This is a genomic window from Pseudoalteromonas sp. 13-15, from assembly GCF_001468205.2.
Taxonomy (GTDB): domain Bacteria; phylum Pseudomonadota; class Gammaproteobacteria; order Enterobacterales; family Alteromonadaceae; genus Pseudoalteromonas; species Pseudoalteromonas marina.
In genome coordinates this window covers 538,431-555,670 of the sequence record NZ_CP019162.1, presented here as the reverse complement: position 1 = coordinate 555,670, position 17,240 = coordinate 538,431, and the positions used below count along the sequence as shown (strand labels likewise).

12 protein-coding genes are annotated in these 17,240 nt (G+C 40.2%); 2 read left to right on the top strand and 10 right to left on the bottom strand.

Going from position 1 to position 17,240, the window contains the following annotated elements:
- Positions 1-2: 2 nt before the first annotated feature.
- From ATS72_RS02655 to ATS72_RS02640, 4 genes are all read right to left on the bottom strand, one after another.
- Positions 3-1,529, bottom strand: a complete 1,527-nt coding sequence (locus tag ATS72_RS02655) for an FAD-dependent oxidoreductase (RefSeq protein ID WP_058428755.1) — start codon at positions 1,527-1,529, stop codon at positions 3-5.
- A 227-nt stretch (positions 1,530-1,756) separates the two neighbouring features.
- Entirely contained in the window at positions 1,757-2,950 is a 1,194-nt protein-coding gene (locus ATS72_RS02650) for an alginate export family protein (RefSeq protein ID WP_058428754.1), read from the bottom strand.
- Between the two features lie 9 nt (positions 2,951-2,959).
- Positions 2,960-4,699 carry a bifunctional protein-serine/threonine kinase/phosphatase gene (locus ATS72_RS02645; RefSeq protein ID WP_058428753.1) on the bottom strand — a complete coding sequence of 580 codons (1,740 nt, stop codon included), beginning with the start codon at positions 4,697-4,699 and terminating at the stop codon, positions 2,960-2,962.
- Positions 4,700-4,708: 9 nt separating this feature from the next.
- Positions 4,709-6,178, bottom strand: a complete 1,470-nt coding sequence (locus tag ATS72_RS02640) for a NarK family nitrate/nitrite MFS transporter (RefSeq protein ID WP_010556319.1) — start codon at positions 6,176-6,178, stop codon at positions 4,709-4,711.
- 288 nt (positions 6,179-6,466) lie between these two features.
- Between ATS72_RS02640 and ATS72_RS02635 the strand changes: the two genes are divergently transcribed.
- A complete protein-coding gene (locus tag ATS72_RS02635) occupies positions 6,467-7,222 on the top strand; it encodes a HesA/MoeB/ThiF family protein (protein ID WP_058428752.1) in 756 nt (251 codons plus the stop codon).
- A 13-nt stretch (positions 7,223-7,235) separates the two neighbouring features.
- On the opposite strand, the gene ATS72_RS02630 is transcribed toward ATS72_RS02635, so the two are convergent.
- The 3 genes from ATS72_RS02630 to modA are packed head-to-tail and all read right to left on the bottom strand — an operon-like array spanning position 7,236 to position 9,682.
- A complete protein-coding gene (locus ATS72_RS02630) occupies positions 7,236-8,264 on the bottom strand; it encodes an ATP-binding cassette domain-containing protein (protein ID WP_058428751.1) in 1,029 nt (342 codons plus the stop codon).
- 1 nt (position 8,265) lies between these two features.
- A complete protein-coding gene (gene modB, locus ATS72_RS02625) occupies positions 8,266-8,943 on the bottom strand; it encodes a molybdate ABC transporter permease subunit (protein ID WP_039037176.1) in 678 nt (225 codons plus the stop codon).
- Positions 8,930-9,682, bottom strand: a complete 753-nt coding sequence (gene modA / locus ATS72_RS02620) for a molybdate ABC transporter substrate-binding protein (RefSeq protein WP_058428750.1) — start codon at positions 9,680-9,682, stop codon at positions 8,930-8,932. Before modA ends, modB begins: the two co-directional genes overlap by 14 nt.
- Before the next feature lie 42 nt (positions 9,683-9,724).
- Between modA and moeA the strand changes: the two genes are divergently transcribed.
- Positions 9,725-10,939, top strand: coding sequence for a molybdopterin molybdotransferase MoeA (moeA, locus tag ATS72_RS02615; protein WP_058428749.1), 1,215 nt, complete (start codon positions 9,725-9,727; stop codon positions 10,937-10,939).
- Between the two features lie 83 nt (positions 10,940-11,022).
- On the opposite strand, the gene ATS72_RS02610 is transcribed toward moeA, so the two are convergent.
- The 3 genes from ATS72_RS02610 to ATS72_RS02600 form a co-directional block, all read right to left on the bottom strand.
- Complete coding sequence (locus ATS72_RS02610; RefSeq protein WP_058428748.1) at positions 11,023-12,906, bottom strand: hypothetical protein; 1,884 nt, start codon at positions 12,904-12,906, stop codon at positions 11,023-11,025.
- 9 nt (positions 12,907-12,915) lie between these two features.
- Positions 12,916-14,007, bottom strand: coding sequence for a hypothetical protein (locus tag ATS72_RS02605; RefSeq protein ID WP_058428747.1), 1,092 nt, complete (start codon positions 14,005-14,007; stop codon positions 12,916-12,918).
- A gap of 64 nt (positions 14,008-14,071) precedes the next feature.
- On the bottom strand, positions 14,072-17,122 hold the full coding sequence (locus ATS72_RS02600; protein ID WP_058428746.1) for a hypothetical protein: 3,051 nt from the start codon (positions 17,120-17,122) through the stop codon (positions 14,072-14,074).
- Between the last annotated feature and the right edge of the window lie 118 nt (positions 17,123-17,240).

The following is a 17,240-nucleotide window of genomic DNA, read 5'->3' as shown; positions in this document are numbered from 1 at the left end:
CGTTAAGCGCTCTGTGATACAGGTTCATCTACTGGGGTTAGCGTGGCTATTTTATTATTAAGTTCACTGCTAATAACGCTTTGCACTAGTTTTTCACACCCTCCACAACCCGTACTTGCTTTAGTGGCTTGCTGCACTTTATTTAAATCGCTATAGCCTTGTATAACCGCGTGTTCAATAGTGTGTTTTGTGACTTTGTGGCACGCACAAATAATGGCATCTTGTGGCAAATCATCAGCGTTTAGCTCGCCCGCGTCACCTGCAAGCGGCATTATTAATGACTCTGCGGGCACACTAAGCTCAATGCTATTTAAGTGATACTGCAATAAATTATCGTAATCACTGGTATCGCCAACCAGTACAGCACCTATGAGCTTATTGCCTTGCTCATTAGTGACTACTTTTTTGTAAATACCGCTTAGCTGATCTTCAAAGTAATAGCTAATTGCGCCTTCACTGCGTGCATGGGCATCACCAATTGAGCCCACTTCAACACCCATTAATTTAAGCTTGGTGCTCATATCGGCGCCGCTAAATTCATCAGTATTGTTTGAATAGTTGCTTAAAGGTGTGTTTGAAGCTGTACTTGAAGAAAGCTGCTTTAAAACATGCCCCGCCGCTACTTTTGCCATCGCGTAGCCCGGTGCTACAAGACCAAAAATAAAGTTATTCCAAAGGGCGCATTCGCCTATAGCGTATATGTTTTTATCACTCGTTTGGCAATGGTTGTTTATTACGATGCCGCCGCGCTCACCTATTTCTAAATTAAACTCGCGAGCTAGGTTATCGTATGGGCGAATACCGGCCGAAAATACTATCATGTCGGTTTCTAGGGTTTGACCACCCTTAAAGCACATTTTATAACGGCTGTTTTCACCCTCTATAATTTGCTCTGTCGCCACTGAGGTATGCACTTTAACGCCAAGTTCAGTAATTTTATTTTTAAGTAATCGCCCACCAGCACCATCTATTTGTACGCCCATAAGTTGAGGTGCAAATTCTATTACATGGGTTTGCAAGCCAAGCTGCTTTAACGCGTTGGCTGCTTCTAGCCCTAATAAACCGCCACCAATAACAACGCCGACTTTACTATCTTTTGCTGATTTTTTTATAGCGTGTAAATCGTTAATGGTTCTGTAAACGAGGCAATGGTCACGATCTTTACCTGGAATGGGTGGCACAAATGCAAACGAACCCGTTGCCAGTATTAGCTTGTCGTATTCAAATGACTCGCCTTTTGCAGTAGTAACTTTTTTTGCATCTCGGTTTATATCAACCACTTTAGAATGAGTATGGAAACACACTTGCCAATCTTGATAGGTTTTACTGCAGGTAAGTGCTAAATCGTCTTCGGTTTTACCTTTAAAAAATGACGAGAGCTGAACGCGGTCATAAGCGAGGCGGTCTTCACCACTGAGCACGGTAATATCAACATTTTTGTTATCACCTTGCTGCGATACTAGCTGCTGTACAAAATGATGCCCAACCATCCCGTTTCCTACGACGACAACACGCTGCTTGCTTGGCATTAAAATCACCTATTTTGTTCAAAGTACTCAATGCATAAATGAGTACTTTAAACGTATAATTTGTTATGTAGTTGTTATAGCAATATGCAAGCCAGATATATAATCAATATATTACAGTGACTTAACCAACTTGGTGCAGTAAAAAAGAAGTGGAAGCACCACAAGCTGGCGCTATTGCACCAACTTGTAACGCTTCAAATTAAATAACCAGAGTTCTGGTTAAATACTTAAAATTTAGCGCTCACCCACACCCATAGTTTTTGGGTATCAACTTTGCCTGCAGCGCTATCGCCTGCTGAATAATCGGCATATTTAGCGCCAACGGCATAGGTTTTATTAATAGGCTTAACGTATTGCACGTTTAGCTCTGAGCCTAAATCATCAACGCCATTTGCATTATCGTTTGCATCAAAGCTGTGATAAGCCACTAACCATTTACCGTCAAAGGCTTTACCATTTAAGCTTACATAAGTGTCATCAAGCCCTTGTGCAGGCGTTGCTAAAAACGTATCAGCCCAGCCATTAAATTTATGCATAGTGGCAAGCGGCGTGGCAAAACCATAATCGCCATCATCAGAGCCCAGTGACTCAATACCGGCTTTTAGTGTCACGTTTTTAATACCTAAACCGGCTAAATCAACGCCGCCTTCAAATGCATAATAATCAGCATCAAAATCACTCATGCTCGTTGATGCAGATTGCGTGGCGTACTCTGCTTTATAGTAAACCTTAGTATTGCTGAGTGTTTTATTCCCACTAAAAGAAACGCCATAAGTATCTAAGCTGTCATCATCTACTGCGTCGTTACTTAATAAGTAACTGTATAAAACCACTTTACCTAAGCTTGTTTTAAAACTTGCATTGATAAGGTGATCGGATGAATCAATATCTTTGCTTTCGGCAAATATACGGTTGCGCTTGCTTATGTAGCTATAGTGCAAATTAATATCATTAAACGTGTAATTGACTGTTGCCGCATCAAAAGTTTGCCTGTCTTGTCTAAAGCCAACGTGGCCCACAAACCGCTGTCCATCAAGCGCTATTACTTGCCTACCAACTTTAATTGATAACGAATCTTTCGCGTATTTTATAAAACCTTGATCTACTTCTGTAGTTTCTGGGTCGGCTATTACTGAGTAATTAGTATTTTTACCCAGTGTATTGTTGTAATCGTCTACACCTAACAGGCTTCGGCTGTCTTCAACTTCAATAAGTGCAGAAAAACCATTCACTTCATCTGTTTTATGAGTAAGGCGTGTACGCAGCGTTAAGCTACTTGCATCTTTTAACGCATTATCTTGCTCTGCGCTTTCAAAACGCAGTCTAAAGTTAAGATCGGTTTGCGCTGCAACACTAATTGAAGGCGCAGTTAAGCTACCCAGTATAAAAATAATAGGTAAGTTTTTTTTATGATTTAACATGTTTATCTCTTAGTTTTTAATTATGAGTACACACACCAAGGCTATAAATAAACACAACGAAATACTTTTCCAGACTAAAACCGGATCGCGTTTCATTATTGAGTCTTTCGGGGCGGTACTTTTTAAATGTGGATTAGGTTTATTGATATCGCTTATAAATTCAGAAAATGCGTGGTATCTAAATTCGGGTTTGGGAGCCAATGCTTTCATTAAAGCCTGATCTAACCAAAACGGGATATCTGCTCTGTGTTTACGAATACTAGTGTATTGCCAGTGACTGTAATCTTTTGGTACATGATTATGCGCGAGTGGCTGATACGGCAATTTTGAACATAATAATTCGTACGCAACAACGCCTAGCGAAAATAAATCACTTTTAAAATCAGCGTGCATAGTGATAAGCGTCTCTGGTGCGGTGTAATCTACCGTACCTTGCGGGCAATCATCAGCAATTTGCTTTACCGACTCATCCATAGACGCAACACTTACCGTGCCGTAATCGATTAATGTTACTTTGCCGTGAGCGTCTATCATCACGTTATCGAGTTTTAAATCGCGGTGCACCATATCCAAACGCTGAAACGCTCTAAGTGCTTGTACTATTTGTTCAATAATACTGCGCACTTGGGTAATTTCTGGATGCGGCACATCATGCTTCCAATCACTCAGTGTTTGCCCATCCATGTATTCGCAAATATGATATAAAAATCGGCTTTGCGATTGCGTATTTAAAACCTTCATTACATTGGGGTGATTAATACGTTGCCCCACCCAGCCTTCTCTTATAAAGCTTTGAAGGTAGTGCACATCGTCTTCAAAATTTACCGAAGGCGCTTTTAATACAACCGGCGGCGTATCGGGTGTTTGTTGCACTAAATAAATGTGCGAGCGGCTACTAGCGTGTAATTCACGGATAACAGTAAAGTCATCAATTTTTTGGCCAACTTTTAACGGTGGCGGAATTTTTCGCCTTGTTAAAGAGTGATATAACTCGTCTAAATTTTGTTTTGCAATACTATTCACTTTTACAAGTAGGCAGCTTACGTTGTCGTCACTGCCTCTTGCTATGGCAAGCTCTGTCACTGCTTTTGCTGCGTGTTCTAAATTAGTATGCTCATCAATTAGCTTTTGTATATCACTGTATGGCAACACATCGTGTACACCATCGCAGGTAAGTATATAAATATCATCAGCTTTAAGTTCAACTTCGTATACATCAATTTCTTGATGAAGCTGTGCGCCTAAAGCTCGCGTTAGAGTATCGTTTACTTTATGGTCGCGTGTTATCGCCTCCATACTTTTTGCACGTAACCGCGTAATTCGGGTATCACCTAAATGAAAAATATAACCCGTGGCCGATTTTAAAATAAGCGCTGTGAACGTGGTCATCCAATCTGCTTGGCGCTGGCCAAGGTGATTGTAGTTAACCGATTGCGAATAAAGCCACTGATTTAAACTGGCCAATACCTTAGATACCGACTTTTTAACGGCCCAACTTGGTGGTGTATTTAAATACTCATTTATAAAGTGCGTTACCGATAACTGTGACGCTTGTTTAGCATTTTTTGCTGATGAACACCCATCGGCCAAGCAGGCAATAACCCCTTTTGACTCTTTTTCTTGCGCTTGAGTATTAAGAGCAGCAAACGCATCTTGGTTTTCGGTTTTTATACCTTTGCTACTGTGCCCACCAAACTCAACATTAAGTTCGTTTGTAAGTGCGCTGGCTTTTTGGGTTTCATCAAACATATGTATGCCTTAAGTCACAGAAATAAGTTCAACGGTGCCATCTTCGTTTACTTCTGTGATGTGGCCATCGGGCTCTTTCATGAAAAATAATGCACCTAAGCCTAATAATGCGCTTGCCGCAATAATCATAAAGAATGTTTGGTAATCAACTAATGAGAGCGCCGTTAAATACACAACAGCTCCTACATTGCCGTAGGCGCCCGTCATACCCGCAATTTGACCCGTTAAACGGCGTTTAATAAGTGGCACAGCGGCAAATACAGCGCCTTCCCCCGCTTGCACAAAAAACGAACACGCCATGGCCGCTGCAACTGCAAGCCAAAGCGGCCAGCTAGCGTCAACTAAGCCCATAACAAAATAACCTACAGCTAAGCCTGTGGTAAGTACAATAAGTGTTTTACGACGACCCATTCTATCTGAGATCCAACCACCACCGGGGCGAGAAGCTAAATTCATAAACGCATACGCTGATGCAAGCAAACCTGCGTATACCATATCAAGGCCAAACACCTCACTAAAAAATAATGGCAACATAGATACAACGGCAAGCTCTGAGCCAAACGTTGTAAAATAAAGAATATTTAAAACTGCAACTTGTTTAAATTCGTAACGGTGTGATTCAGGAACAGGTTGCTTAAAAATATGGCCATTTATGTCGTACGTTTTATAAACTTCGTAAAGATAAAGCAGCACCAAAAATACATATGTACCAATAACAAAATTTTCAGAAAGTAAATTTGCACCAGTAGGAGAAAGCTTCCAAGTAAGTAGTGCTAAAGCACCGTACATAGGTAGCTTCATTATAAGAAGTAGTACAAAGTCGCCTTTGCTGGTTACTTCCATTGCTCCTACTTTTTTTGGTTTAAAGTAAGTGCCACCTTTTGGCGTGTCAGTTACGCTGATGTACCAAATAACACCAAAAATGACACTTAATACACCGGTTAGGCCTATCGCATAACGCCAGCCATCGTCACCACCAAACATAAGCGCTAATACAGGTAATAGCATTGCAGCAGCTGCCGAACCAAAGTTACCCCAGCCACCGTAAATACCTTCTGCTGTACCCAACTCGTTTGCCGGGAACCACTCGCTCACCATACGAATGCCCACAACAAAACCCGCACCAATAAAGCCAAGTGCAAAACGCGCGATAGCGGCTTGCTCAAACGTGGTGGCCATCGCAAACATAAAACATGGGATGCTACATAAAATCAGTAATGATGCATAAACGATGCGAGGCCCAAATTTATCAGTTAACATGCCCACAACCACGCGAGCAGGAATGGTTAGTGCCACATTTAAAATAAGCAGCGTTTTTACTTGTGCCATAGTAATACCTAGCGAACCCGCTATAGCGCCTAATAATGGCGCATGGTTAAACCAGACAAAAAATGAGATAAAAAACACCATCCAGCTTAAATGCAGTATTTTCATTTTTCCGCTAAACGATATGAGATTAAACCCAGTACTCGGTTGCATGTTATTTTTCCTTAGTTACGTTTGTAGTTATTTATAGCGGCTACTACTTTATTATTAATTAAACCACTGTATTTGTTAATTTCACGTTAACCATGCTGAGCAATTAGTGAGCCAATAATTTATTTCATTAAAAATCATTAACTTATGTTTTTTCTAATTCGTTATAATTTTCATTTGCACTGTTAAGGTAATCAATGTGAGCACTAACAGTGCAATTACTTTTAACCCTGTTCTTGCCCACATATTCTAAAAATTGCTATTGTGTATAAAAATAATGAGAAGCCGCTAATGACTAAACCAGCCCTGACTTACCAACAACAACTACGCTACTCGCGCCACATAATGCTTCCTAAATTAGATATAGAGGGGCAAGAAAAAATATGGCAATCTCATGCGCTTATAGTCGGTTTAGGTGGTTTGGGCTGCCCGGTTGCTCAGTATTTAGCTGCCTCAGGTGTGGGTACGTTAACGCTTGTAGATAACGACGTGGTTGATGCTACTAACTTGCAAAGGCAGGTGCTTTATAAACAAACGGATGTAGGGTGCTTAAAAACTCACGCCGCCAAAGCGCAGTTAATTAGCTTAAATGATGAAATAGATATACATACAATCGATGCATTTTTAGACGAAAAGTCAAAGCTTGACGAGCTATTAAAAAATATTGATATAGTCATTGATTGCTCTGATAACTTAACTACACGTAATGTATTAAACACAGCCTGTTATAAAACAAAAACCCCACTAGTATCGGGCGCTGCAATTAGAATGGAAGGCCAAGTTGCCTGTTTTACAATGCAAGAAAATAGCCACTGTTATGAGTGTTTATCGCAGTTTATGTCAGATCAAACACAAAGCTGCTCAGAATCAGGCGTGCTATCGCCCATTGTAGGATTAATTGGCAGTATTCAGGCCACTGAAGCCTTAAAAATGCTTGCTGGATTACCAAGCGGGTTGAACGAGCATTTACTGTTGGTTGATGGTTTGAGTATGGAGTTTAGTCGCTTTAAAATCACAAAAAACAGTCATTGTGTTACGTGCAGCTAAAACCCACTTCAAACTACTCTAGATTATGAATAGTCGCATAAAGTGTATCGCCTACTTTGTAGTTATTTTGATCCCACACTCTTGGTGAAAGTAAGCAGTACAAGCTTTGTCCGTCTACATCTAGCTTAAGTTGCCATATTTTATCTATAAGTTCTGCACTGTGCAGCGTACATATTAAAACATTGCTGTTATTTGTGTTTAATGGCATTTCTGCACTTACTGATATTTGCTCACACTCTAATATAAGTTTATTACCTTGCTCTACAGCGCTGGGTAATGCAAATAGCTGCTGCTCGCTTTTGTGTAGTTTAAGCAAATACACACCGTATTTTTCATCAAATGTAATGATTTGAAAGTTAATTAAGCTCAGCGGTGCTTGTTTATTGTTAGCGTAAATAGCTTTAGCCACCTGCGCACTCGGGCCATGGTTAATTACTTTACCGTTATTGAGCTGCACCAGGGTATCGCAACAAAATAATAGTTCTTTTAACGAGTGGCTCACTATAATAAATTTAATAGTAAACGTTGCCGCCAATTCACTTAATGTTGAGAGTGTTTTAAAGCGCAGCGGCCAATCAAGTGCGCTAAATGGCTCATCTAAAATAATTAATTTTTGACCTGCCAACAACGTCCGTGCAAACACCACCCGTTGGCGCTCCCCGCCAGACAAGCTTTGAACGTTGCGTTTAAGTAAGGGGTGTAACTCAAGTGCATCAATAACTTTTTGTTCAGTTAAGTCAGTTTGCCTATTAAAACAATGCTTTTGTGTAAACGCTAAATTACCTGCTACATCCAAATGCGGAAATAATGGGCAGGACTGAACTTGCAACGTAACACCGCGTTGTTCAGTTGGTATATGATGTACCGATTTATCATTTATATAAACACTCTGCTCACCTTCAAGGCCACTAATACAACGTAGCAAGGTGGACTTACCCGAGCCCGATGGACCAAAAATTCCCGCAATAGTAAAAGATTCAAGGTGAAGGTTTATGTCTAAATCAAAGCTGTTAAGCGATTTATAAAGGGCTAACTTAATCATATTATTGCTTAACCCCCACTATGCTTTTATTAAATTTAAATAACAGCACTAAACACGCAAATGAAATAGCCAGTAAAATAAGCGAAAGCTGATGCGCCGCTGCATAGTTTAACGACTCAACATGGTCGTACAAAGCAATAGAAACAACCTGTGTTTCTCCTTGTATATTGCCACCAATCATCAGCACTAAGCCAAACTCCCCGAGCGTATGCGCAAACCCCAGTGCAAATGCACTACCAATACTAGGTTTTAACAATGGCAATATTAAGTAAAAAAAACGCTTAAAGTGACTCAAACCCAAGGCAATTGCAGCCTCGTTATAGGTGTGGTTAATCTGCTTAAACCCTGCCACTAAGGGTTGCATTACAAACGGCAAAGAATAAAAAAGCGAACCAATAACAACACCCTGAAAACTAAACGCAAGCTGGGTACCTGTTAGCCAAAACCAAAATTGCCCAACAGCATGTGTGGGCGAAAATAAAACCAGTAGATAAAAACCAAGCAAGGTCGGTGGCAATACTAACGGCATTGCAATAAGCGCTTCTAAAAATGGTTTAAATTTACCTTTGTACCCCGCTAGTTTGTATGCAACAGGAATACAAAAAACAAGCAGCAACACAGCCGTTATAAAAGCTAACTTTACCGTCAGCCACAGTGCTGTTAAATCACTTTGAAGCATTGCTATCCTTTGTTCTATATCCTAATTCAACAAGCTTAAGTTGAGTGCTGCTGGTCATTAAAAAGTCCATAAGCTTTTGAGCGCTTGCCAGTTTTTTACTCGATTTAATAATAACCCCCTGTTGAATAATTTCGGGATACTCGCTAGGCGGTATTAACTTGTACGATAAATACTGTGGGTCCTGGCTATTATTAAACGCCATTTTTAATGTAGAGACAGCCACGATCCCTACAGATGCATTCCCACTTTGAACAAACTGAAAAGCTTGCGTAATATTATTACCATACACATAATTTATTGGCTTTTTAAAATTGGCATTCGCGTAAAATTCAGACGCCTGCCCATAAGGTGAAAAACGCGGATTAGCTATCGCCACTTTATTATTTACTTTATTAGCATTGGGCTGCCACACAGCAAGTTCACCAAGTGCATAGGTAATTAAGCTACTTTGACTAGCAAATCCTTCTTTTATTAAAGCTTGCGGGCGTACATCGTCAGCCGATACAAACACATCAAATGGCGCTCCATGTACAATTTGAGAATATAAAACACCGCTAGAAGCCGCTGATATTTTTACTTGTATACCCGGTATTGGGGAGTCTTGCAGTAAGGTTTGTAACACGGTTTTAAAATTACTTGCCACCGCAACATGTATTGTTTCTTTTGCGTTTAACGAGCTTGAAAACACGCAAATACTAAACAAAAAATAACCCAGCCATGTATTGTAAAGCTTTGACATTGTAAGTATTGTTTTAAAAAATGAATTAAGTAAGCAATATATATGAACGATGTTTGCAATGCACCCGGTTTATTACCAATAGAAACCGCAATCAGTAATATGTTAGATGCAATTAGCTTTAATAAGCATACCGAAACAATACCTGCAATGAGTAGTGTTGGCCGAATTTTGGCTACTGATGTTCAATCAACAATTAATGTGCCCGCACATGACAACTCTGCGATGGACGGCTATGCATTGTGTATTAGCGACGGCCTAACCACCTACACGCAAATAGGCAGTGTATTTGCGGGTCAAACCTTCGACAAAACGCTAACGCCCGGTCAATGCGTAAGAATTATGACCGGTGCAGCACTTCCACCAGGTGCTAACGCCGTTGTTATGCAAGAAAACGCCACAGTAAATAATGATGAAATTACGTTTACAGGCACTATTGAGCACAATAACAATGTCCGTTTTGCAGGTGAAGATATTACAAAAAACAGTGTGGTATTAAAAGCAGGCAGAAAGCTTAAAGGCGTAGACGTTGGATTATTAGCCTCTATTGGTATTAACGAAGTAAACGTTTACCAAACACTCAAAGTAGCCGTGTTCTCAACTGGAGACGAACTAATAGAGCCGGGTAATGCACTTCCTGCAGGCGCTATTTATGAAAGTAATCGCGCTGTGATTATTAGCGAGCTTAATAATCCAAATATAGAGGTGATTGATTTTGGTATTATTCCCGATGATAAAGCGCTTATTCAAAAAACCTTTTTAAAAGCGGACGAGCAAGCCGATGCCGTTATTAGCTCTGGTGGTGTATCGGTTGGTGAAGCCGACTTCACAAAAGAAGTACTAAACGACATTGGCGATATACACTTTTGGAAAATAGCCATGAAACCAGGCAAACCATTTGCTTTTGGTAAATTGCCTAACAGCTACTTTTTTGGTCTACCTGGCAATCCAGTTTCTGCAGCCGTTACGCTTGAGCGACTTGTAAAACCAGCATTGACCAAACTATCTGGCAATGAGCCTAAACCCACACTTCGTTTAAAAGCAGTCACAACTCAACAAATTAAAAAGCGCCCAGGCCGAACAGACTTTCAACGTGGTATTGCAAGTAACGACGAAAACAACAACCTTGTTGTCACACCTGTTGAAAAACAAGGCTCAGGCGTATTGTCGTCTCTCAGTAAAGCTAACTGTTTAATTGTAGTCCCTGCGCAAAGTGGAAACATTGCACAAGGCGAAACTGTTGAAATAGAACTACTATAACGGCAGTTACAAAATACAAAAAGCCCAACTCGGTGTTCACCTTGTTGGGCTTTTTAATATTAGTTTATAAAACTAACAGTGGTTTAAAACACCGATTCAAAATCACCATTTGGAAATAAAACACCTGGGATCCCGCGAACTGCAGTAACCTCAGCAATTTTTGTATCACCAAAGTATAAGCCGCCGCTGTAATTACGACCCGCTTGTTTTACATCTAACCAGCGACCGTTTTCACCTTTTGCAACTAGGCTAATATTACCATTAACATCGCGAATACGAAGATCCAACGCCTGTCCTTGAGCACTCACATATATATCCGTTGATGTTAGCTCTGTTAAATTATCTACAGCACCCACATAAGCAAATTTAAAATCGTTAGCGGCACTTAGTGGAAAATCTAATTCGAAGGTAAAGGCTAAATCATCATTTTCTTCACCAATAAAAGGTGACGATTCAATTGCAGTTATATGAAACGCAGTACTTTGAACTTCGCTTTCAAAGTCACCTTGAAAATCGAAAGACGATAACGTAGTGGATACCTCGCCAAATGAGTCCACAAAACGGTTTAGGTTTAACGATAAATCGCCAGCTAATTCACCATTAGCTTTATTAATAACAACATTAGTAGTAAGTTGTGCAATACCTGTATCAGCATCAGGATTTGTTTCGTTTACAACGTCAATACCATCAAACTGAATCAGCAACTCGCTAACATCAACACTCAGTAAAGTTGAGCCATTGGTTACCGTAGCACTCATTACACCCTCAATTTTATTACCTAGCACGCCACTTACTCTAAATGTAGGAATAGATAAGTCTATGCTAATCGGTAAGTTGTCGTAGGTACCCGTTATAGCCCAAGTATAAGGCGATTTACTGTAATCAATGTCTAAATCTCTCAGCGAATATTGCCCAGCAGGCACTGAATCATCAGCCAGCGGTGAATAATTAGTTATAACCTCGTTAAGCGCATTAGTCAGTGCTGTAAGCGTTGCTTGAGTATCTTCGTCAAACGCACCCTCTAGTTCAGCAAATTTAGCGTCGAGTTCATTTGAGTAGCTTTTTTCTTGAAGCCTTGCAACACCAATAATATTTCTAACATCAACAAGCAGCTCTCTTGAATCTATGCTCTGTGCTTCACTCACACGTGGCTCCCACTGCTGATAGGTAGTAACACTCGCAATGGTTTGGTTTACTTGGCCAGCTACATTAGGAAGTAAGCCATTTCCCTGTTCACTAAACAGGTTATCAGGAATATATTGAGCAGCTAATTGACTGTAATCTTGCCATGCTTGTTGTTCGCTATCATTACTAGAAAAGGCATTAAATGCAGTATCAACGTTAAAGTTAATATCGGCTACACCCGCAATAATAGCAGCATAAGTAAAGGCGTTAGTTACCATTTCAGCTTCAACACTGGCTGTAAGGTTACTGTGCGTTAAATGATAAAACGGCGTGGCAGATAAACTTGCTTGCACTGCACTTAAGCCTGCATCAGTAATCGCTGTACTTAAAGGAGAAAAATACACCGCGTTAACACCAGGAGCAATAAATGCATCTGCTTTATAATTTAATGTAACAGACGTTGGTTCTTGAAAATCAACTAAACGGTTGCCGTTTAAATCATTAGGGTCATCACGTGCTGTTCTGCCACACCCTGTAAATCGTGGACAAGATAACAACGTATCATCAGGTATAAATTCAAAGCGGCTGTATGTAAGCGGCGTTACACTTATGCTAAACGTATTAATGTTATCTACTTCAATCGACTCTTGAATAACACCTTCGTTATTTAAAATATTGAGTGTACCCTTCGGCGACTGCCAGTTGGCGACATAAAAACGGGCTGTTGAATTAGTTGTAATTTGAGTTACAGCCACGCTTTCGTTGTTATCAGAACTAGAAGATGATCCACCACAACCCGCTAATGCTAATGTAACCCCTAAAGGTATAATTTGTTTTAACATCTTCATTCCTTAAAACTTAATGTTCATGTACCAATTTATATTTGCATAATACGCTTTATCCAAATCTAAACTATCGGTTTGCAGATTAAGACCAAAATACTCGCTTTCAATACCCACTAAGTAAGCTTTGCTTTTAGTTTCATAGCCAGCTTGTACTTTCCAATGATCCCAAAAATGAACTCGCCCTTTTAACTGGCTAAATGTATCTTGATCGTAGCGTTTAAGAGTTAATTGAGTCGAAAATCGATCATTTATTCTATAATCAGCAAACGCTTGCATGCGCATTTTCATATCAAAATCATGAGATTGCGTATTTCCAAACGACGACGTTTTTAACGATACAGTTGGCTGCGTAATTATATCGCCATCATCGTTTTGGCTAAATGGGATCTCGGTTGTTTGCCCATTTACAAACCCACTGTCTTCATAATCTGTTTTGTACAGCAAATCTTTAACGCTAAAGCCTACATGCAACTCGTCATTTACTTGCCAATTAGCAAATATATCTAGGCTATAACCCAAGCCTTCTGGGTTTTCAGATGGCGTAAATTTTTTAAATAAAATATCTTTTGAATAGTTATAATCTACAGAAATATCGCCTTCTACTTCATCGCTGTAAATACGCCCGTCAACAATCCCGTCTTGAAAATGCGTACTAGCAAAAATAGAAAGTTTTGGTGTAATGGTTAATGCGTTTTTATCTAAAAATTTAAAATCGTAAGACGCAAATATACCATTAGAAGTTGCTTGTTTAGCGTCTAAATAATAGGTGTAGTATCTATCTTCAAAAGCTAAATTATTTTTTTCAATGTGTGTGTATTTTGCCGTATCTGGATCAAAATTTAGTACGTAGTCAAAGCGACTTTGTAAACCAACTTTAAAATTACCGTACCCAACACCAACTTCAAAAATATTGTACGTAAATGCACTGTCACCCGATGTTAGCGGCGCATCAAAGTCATCAACAAATGCCTGAACTGGTTGCGCTTCGGTATAGATTTCTGCGTCAAAATGAGTAAAAACTTGAAACTGATTATTAGCGGATGCAAGTGGAGATAGTAGAGCTGATGAAAATCCTAGCAAAAGAATTTTTTTTTTCATAATTTAATCGCTTTCAATAAAAAAAGGGAAAAGCACGCAGCTTTTCCCTTTAATAGTTTAAAAATTACTTGCTTGAGTCAATTAAATCAACATCAGTGTAATCCATTGTTACACCATCAATGTAAGAGATTGAAAGCCCATTAGTAACTTTAGTAGCAGTACCAAACGACATCATCATGCCGTTGTACATAGCTTTAACGTCGCCAGTGTAACCTGTAGACTCAGCACCCATAAGAGATAATGTGTAACCCATTGCTGCGTCACCTTTAACCATTACATCTAGCATGCTTTGATCTTCATCACCGCTTGCGTCAACCGTACCCATAACTTTAAAGTCTAGGTCGCCAGACATACCTTCAAGAGTAACAGTACCCTTGTCAGTCGCGTCATCAGCAGTTACATTTAACATACCAGTAAACCCAGAATCACCGTCCATAATTGTCACGTGGTTCCAAGTTTCAGTATTAACGATTTCAGCATCATCTACTGTGTCAGCATCAACTTCGCCGTCAAAAGTAAATATTAAACAAGAATCAATTTGAGTCTCGTCAATAGTACCGGCTGCAAAATCAACACAATCTGCAAGAGCATTAGTTTGCGTGTCTGCAGTCACTAGCTCAACCGTAGCATCACCGCCAACTAACGTAGCGCCCCAAGCAACAACTAACTGATCACCTTGGTAAGATGCAAATGCGTTAATCTTTTCACCTGTGGTTTCATTGTTAAGTATCAGTATTAAATCGTCTAAGCTGTAAGCATAAGTCCAGTTAGGTTGACGAGTAGATGTACCTTCACCCACATTCCCCATATCAGCAAGTTCGTTAATTACATCACCTAACACGTCAGCTGCATCAAGAACCGCTTCTCCACCAGTGCTTGTAAGTACAGTCATTGTGCTAAGTGACTCTGATGTTGCTTTAACAGATACAAGTACTTCAAACTTAGCAATCGCTTCTTGCGCTGTTAATTGTAGAGCATATGCTGTAGCAAACTGCTCTGATGCAAGTTCAGCTTTAGCAGCAGCTGTAACAGCCATTGCCTCTGCAGCATCAATTAATTCTTGTGCATCGGCACTGTCAGCATCTAGAGCTAAGTAAGCTTCTGCAGCAGCTAATGCTTGAGCAATAGCAACTTCTAATGCGTCAACACTTGCAGCAAAGTCAGAAGCCGCAACAATAGCAGCATCAGCTAGTACTAACGCAGCGGCTGCATTATCAGCGTTGTCTACCATTGCATTTTCAGCATCAGTAAGCGCAGTTGTTGATGCTGTTTCAGCAGTCATTGCAGCCGTTTCAGCCGCTTGCGCTAGTTCGTTAGTTTCTGTAGCAAGGGCAGCTGCTGCTGCAACTTCTGCCTCAAACTCAACCAGCTTTTCTTCAGCTTCAGTAACAAGTAATGCAAGTTCTGTGTTAAACGTTGCAACTTTTTCAATTTCAGCTGAAGAACCTGTTACTAACGCGTCTGCATCATCTAAAATCTGTTGGTAATCAGAACTATTTGCCACAAGTAATGTAGCTACAGATACTAAACCTTGAGACTGAACAAACAATGCATTCGATTCACCGGCTAAATCAGCTACTGCAGCTTTATTCACAAGTAACTCAACTGCATTTGCAAACGCAACAGCTGTGTCTGCGTCAACTACAGTGTCTCCACCTTTTGCTTGTACTTCAACTAAATCAGCTTCTGCAGTAGTTACTGACTCTTGGATTGAAACTAAATCAGCTTCTGCAATAGTTACCGCAGCAGTTACTTTGGCTGCAAGTTGCATGTAGAAACCATTGCCTACTGTACAATCGTCAGTACAACCAATTTTCTCAAGTGCTTTTTTAGATTTTTCAGCAGCATTAGCTAAACCAGCATCACTTGCTGCACCACTTTTAACGGCTTTATCTTTTGCAGCTTTCGCTTTTTTAGCAATACCGGTTGATTGCGCAGCAAATGCAGCTTTTTCAGCGTCAGTTGCATCTGGATTGTTTACAGCAAATGCAGCCGCAAGAGCAGCTTCAATATCGCTTTCTTCACCAGTTGCTATTGCAAAGAAAATATTAGCTGTATTTGTAGCAGCTTGTTGTAATGCAGTTGCTAGTGCAGCGATGTCTGCATCGTCACTACCTGTTACTTTACCTGCTTTAATACCAGCAATAAGTTTTGTCATATTGCCGTTAATATCAGCAAGACCTTGAATAGATGAAGCAAGTTGAGTTAACGATAAAATACCATCGTCTAGCATTTCTTCGCCGTCAACGTCAGTTAAATCGACTGCACCGCCGTTAGAAACATCACCTAGTAAAGAAGCTAGTAAAAGTGCTGTATCTGGGCCTAAAACTTGAACAAGCACATCAACACTAGAATTAGCAATACCAGCAGCATCAACACCTTCGCCAGCATCAATTAAAAGTTGTGAAACAAGTGTTGTTAAGAAAGTCGCGTTTGCTCTAAGTGAACGCGCTACGTTTGCATCGCCAAAAACGCCACTTGCGCCAGATGCATCAGCTTCAACCGCTGGAATAAATTTAACAACAGAAAGCTCTAAGTCTGTTTTGTACCATTCGCCAAACTCAATTGCTGTATCGCCATCGTTAACATCATCTTCTGCTGGTGCTTCGTCGTAAGTGCCACAACCTAAGTATGCATCACAACGTAGGTAGCTATCGTCGCCTTCTGCTGATGTTTTAACAGTAATGTATACAGGACCTGAAAAGTCATTTTCTAAGTAAACGCTGTAACGGCCACTCTCATTTGTTAAAACAGCGTCTGGGTTTGCTGCTAAAATACTTGCAGCAACTGCTGCATCTGCAGCTGCTTGAGTTGACTCTTCAGCAGAGAATGTTTCAGCTTCCGCAGATGCTGCTAAACGAAATGGTACTGCAACCATTTCACCAGTTGCATCTAATGTTGAAACGCTAACCACCGCGTTCATCATCGCACCTTTAACCGCTTTACCTGTAACTTCTACGTTAAATAAAGCTGTGTCTTCTGAGCTAAAAGACTCAACTGGTGGTGGTGGTGCAACATAGTTATTGCCATCGTTGTCAGAACCACACGCCGTTAAGCCGAGTGTGAGTGCAACTGATGCCGCTATTGGTGTAAATTTGATCATACGCTTCGCCATTTATTTCTCCTTGATAGCCATGAAATAAGTATCTGAAAAAGTTTGGTTAAACTTGGGAAAGTATATTAGTCGTTTACAAAAAATGTAAACAAGCACAATAATCTAACCTTTGTTACTA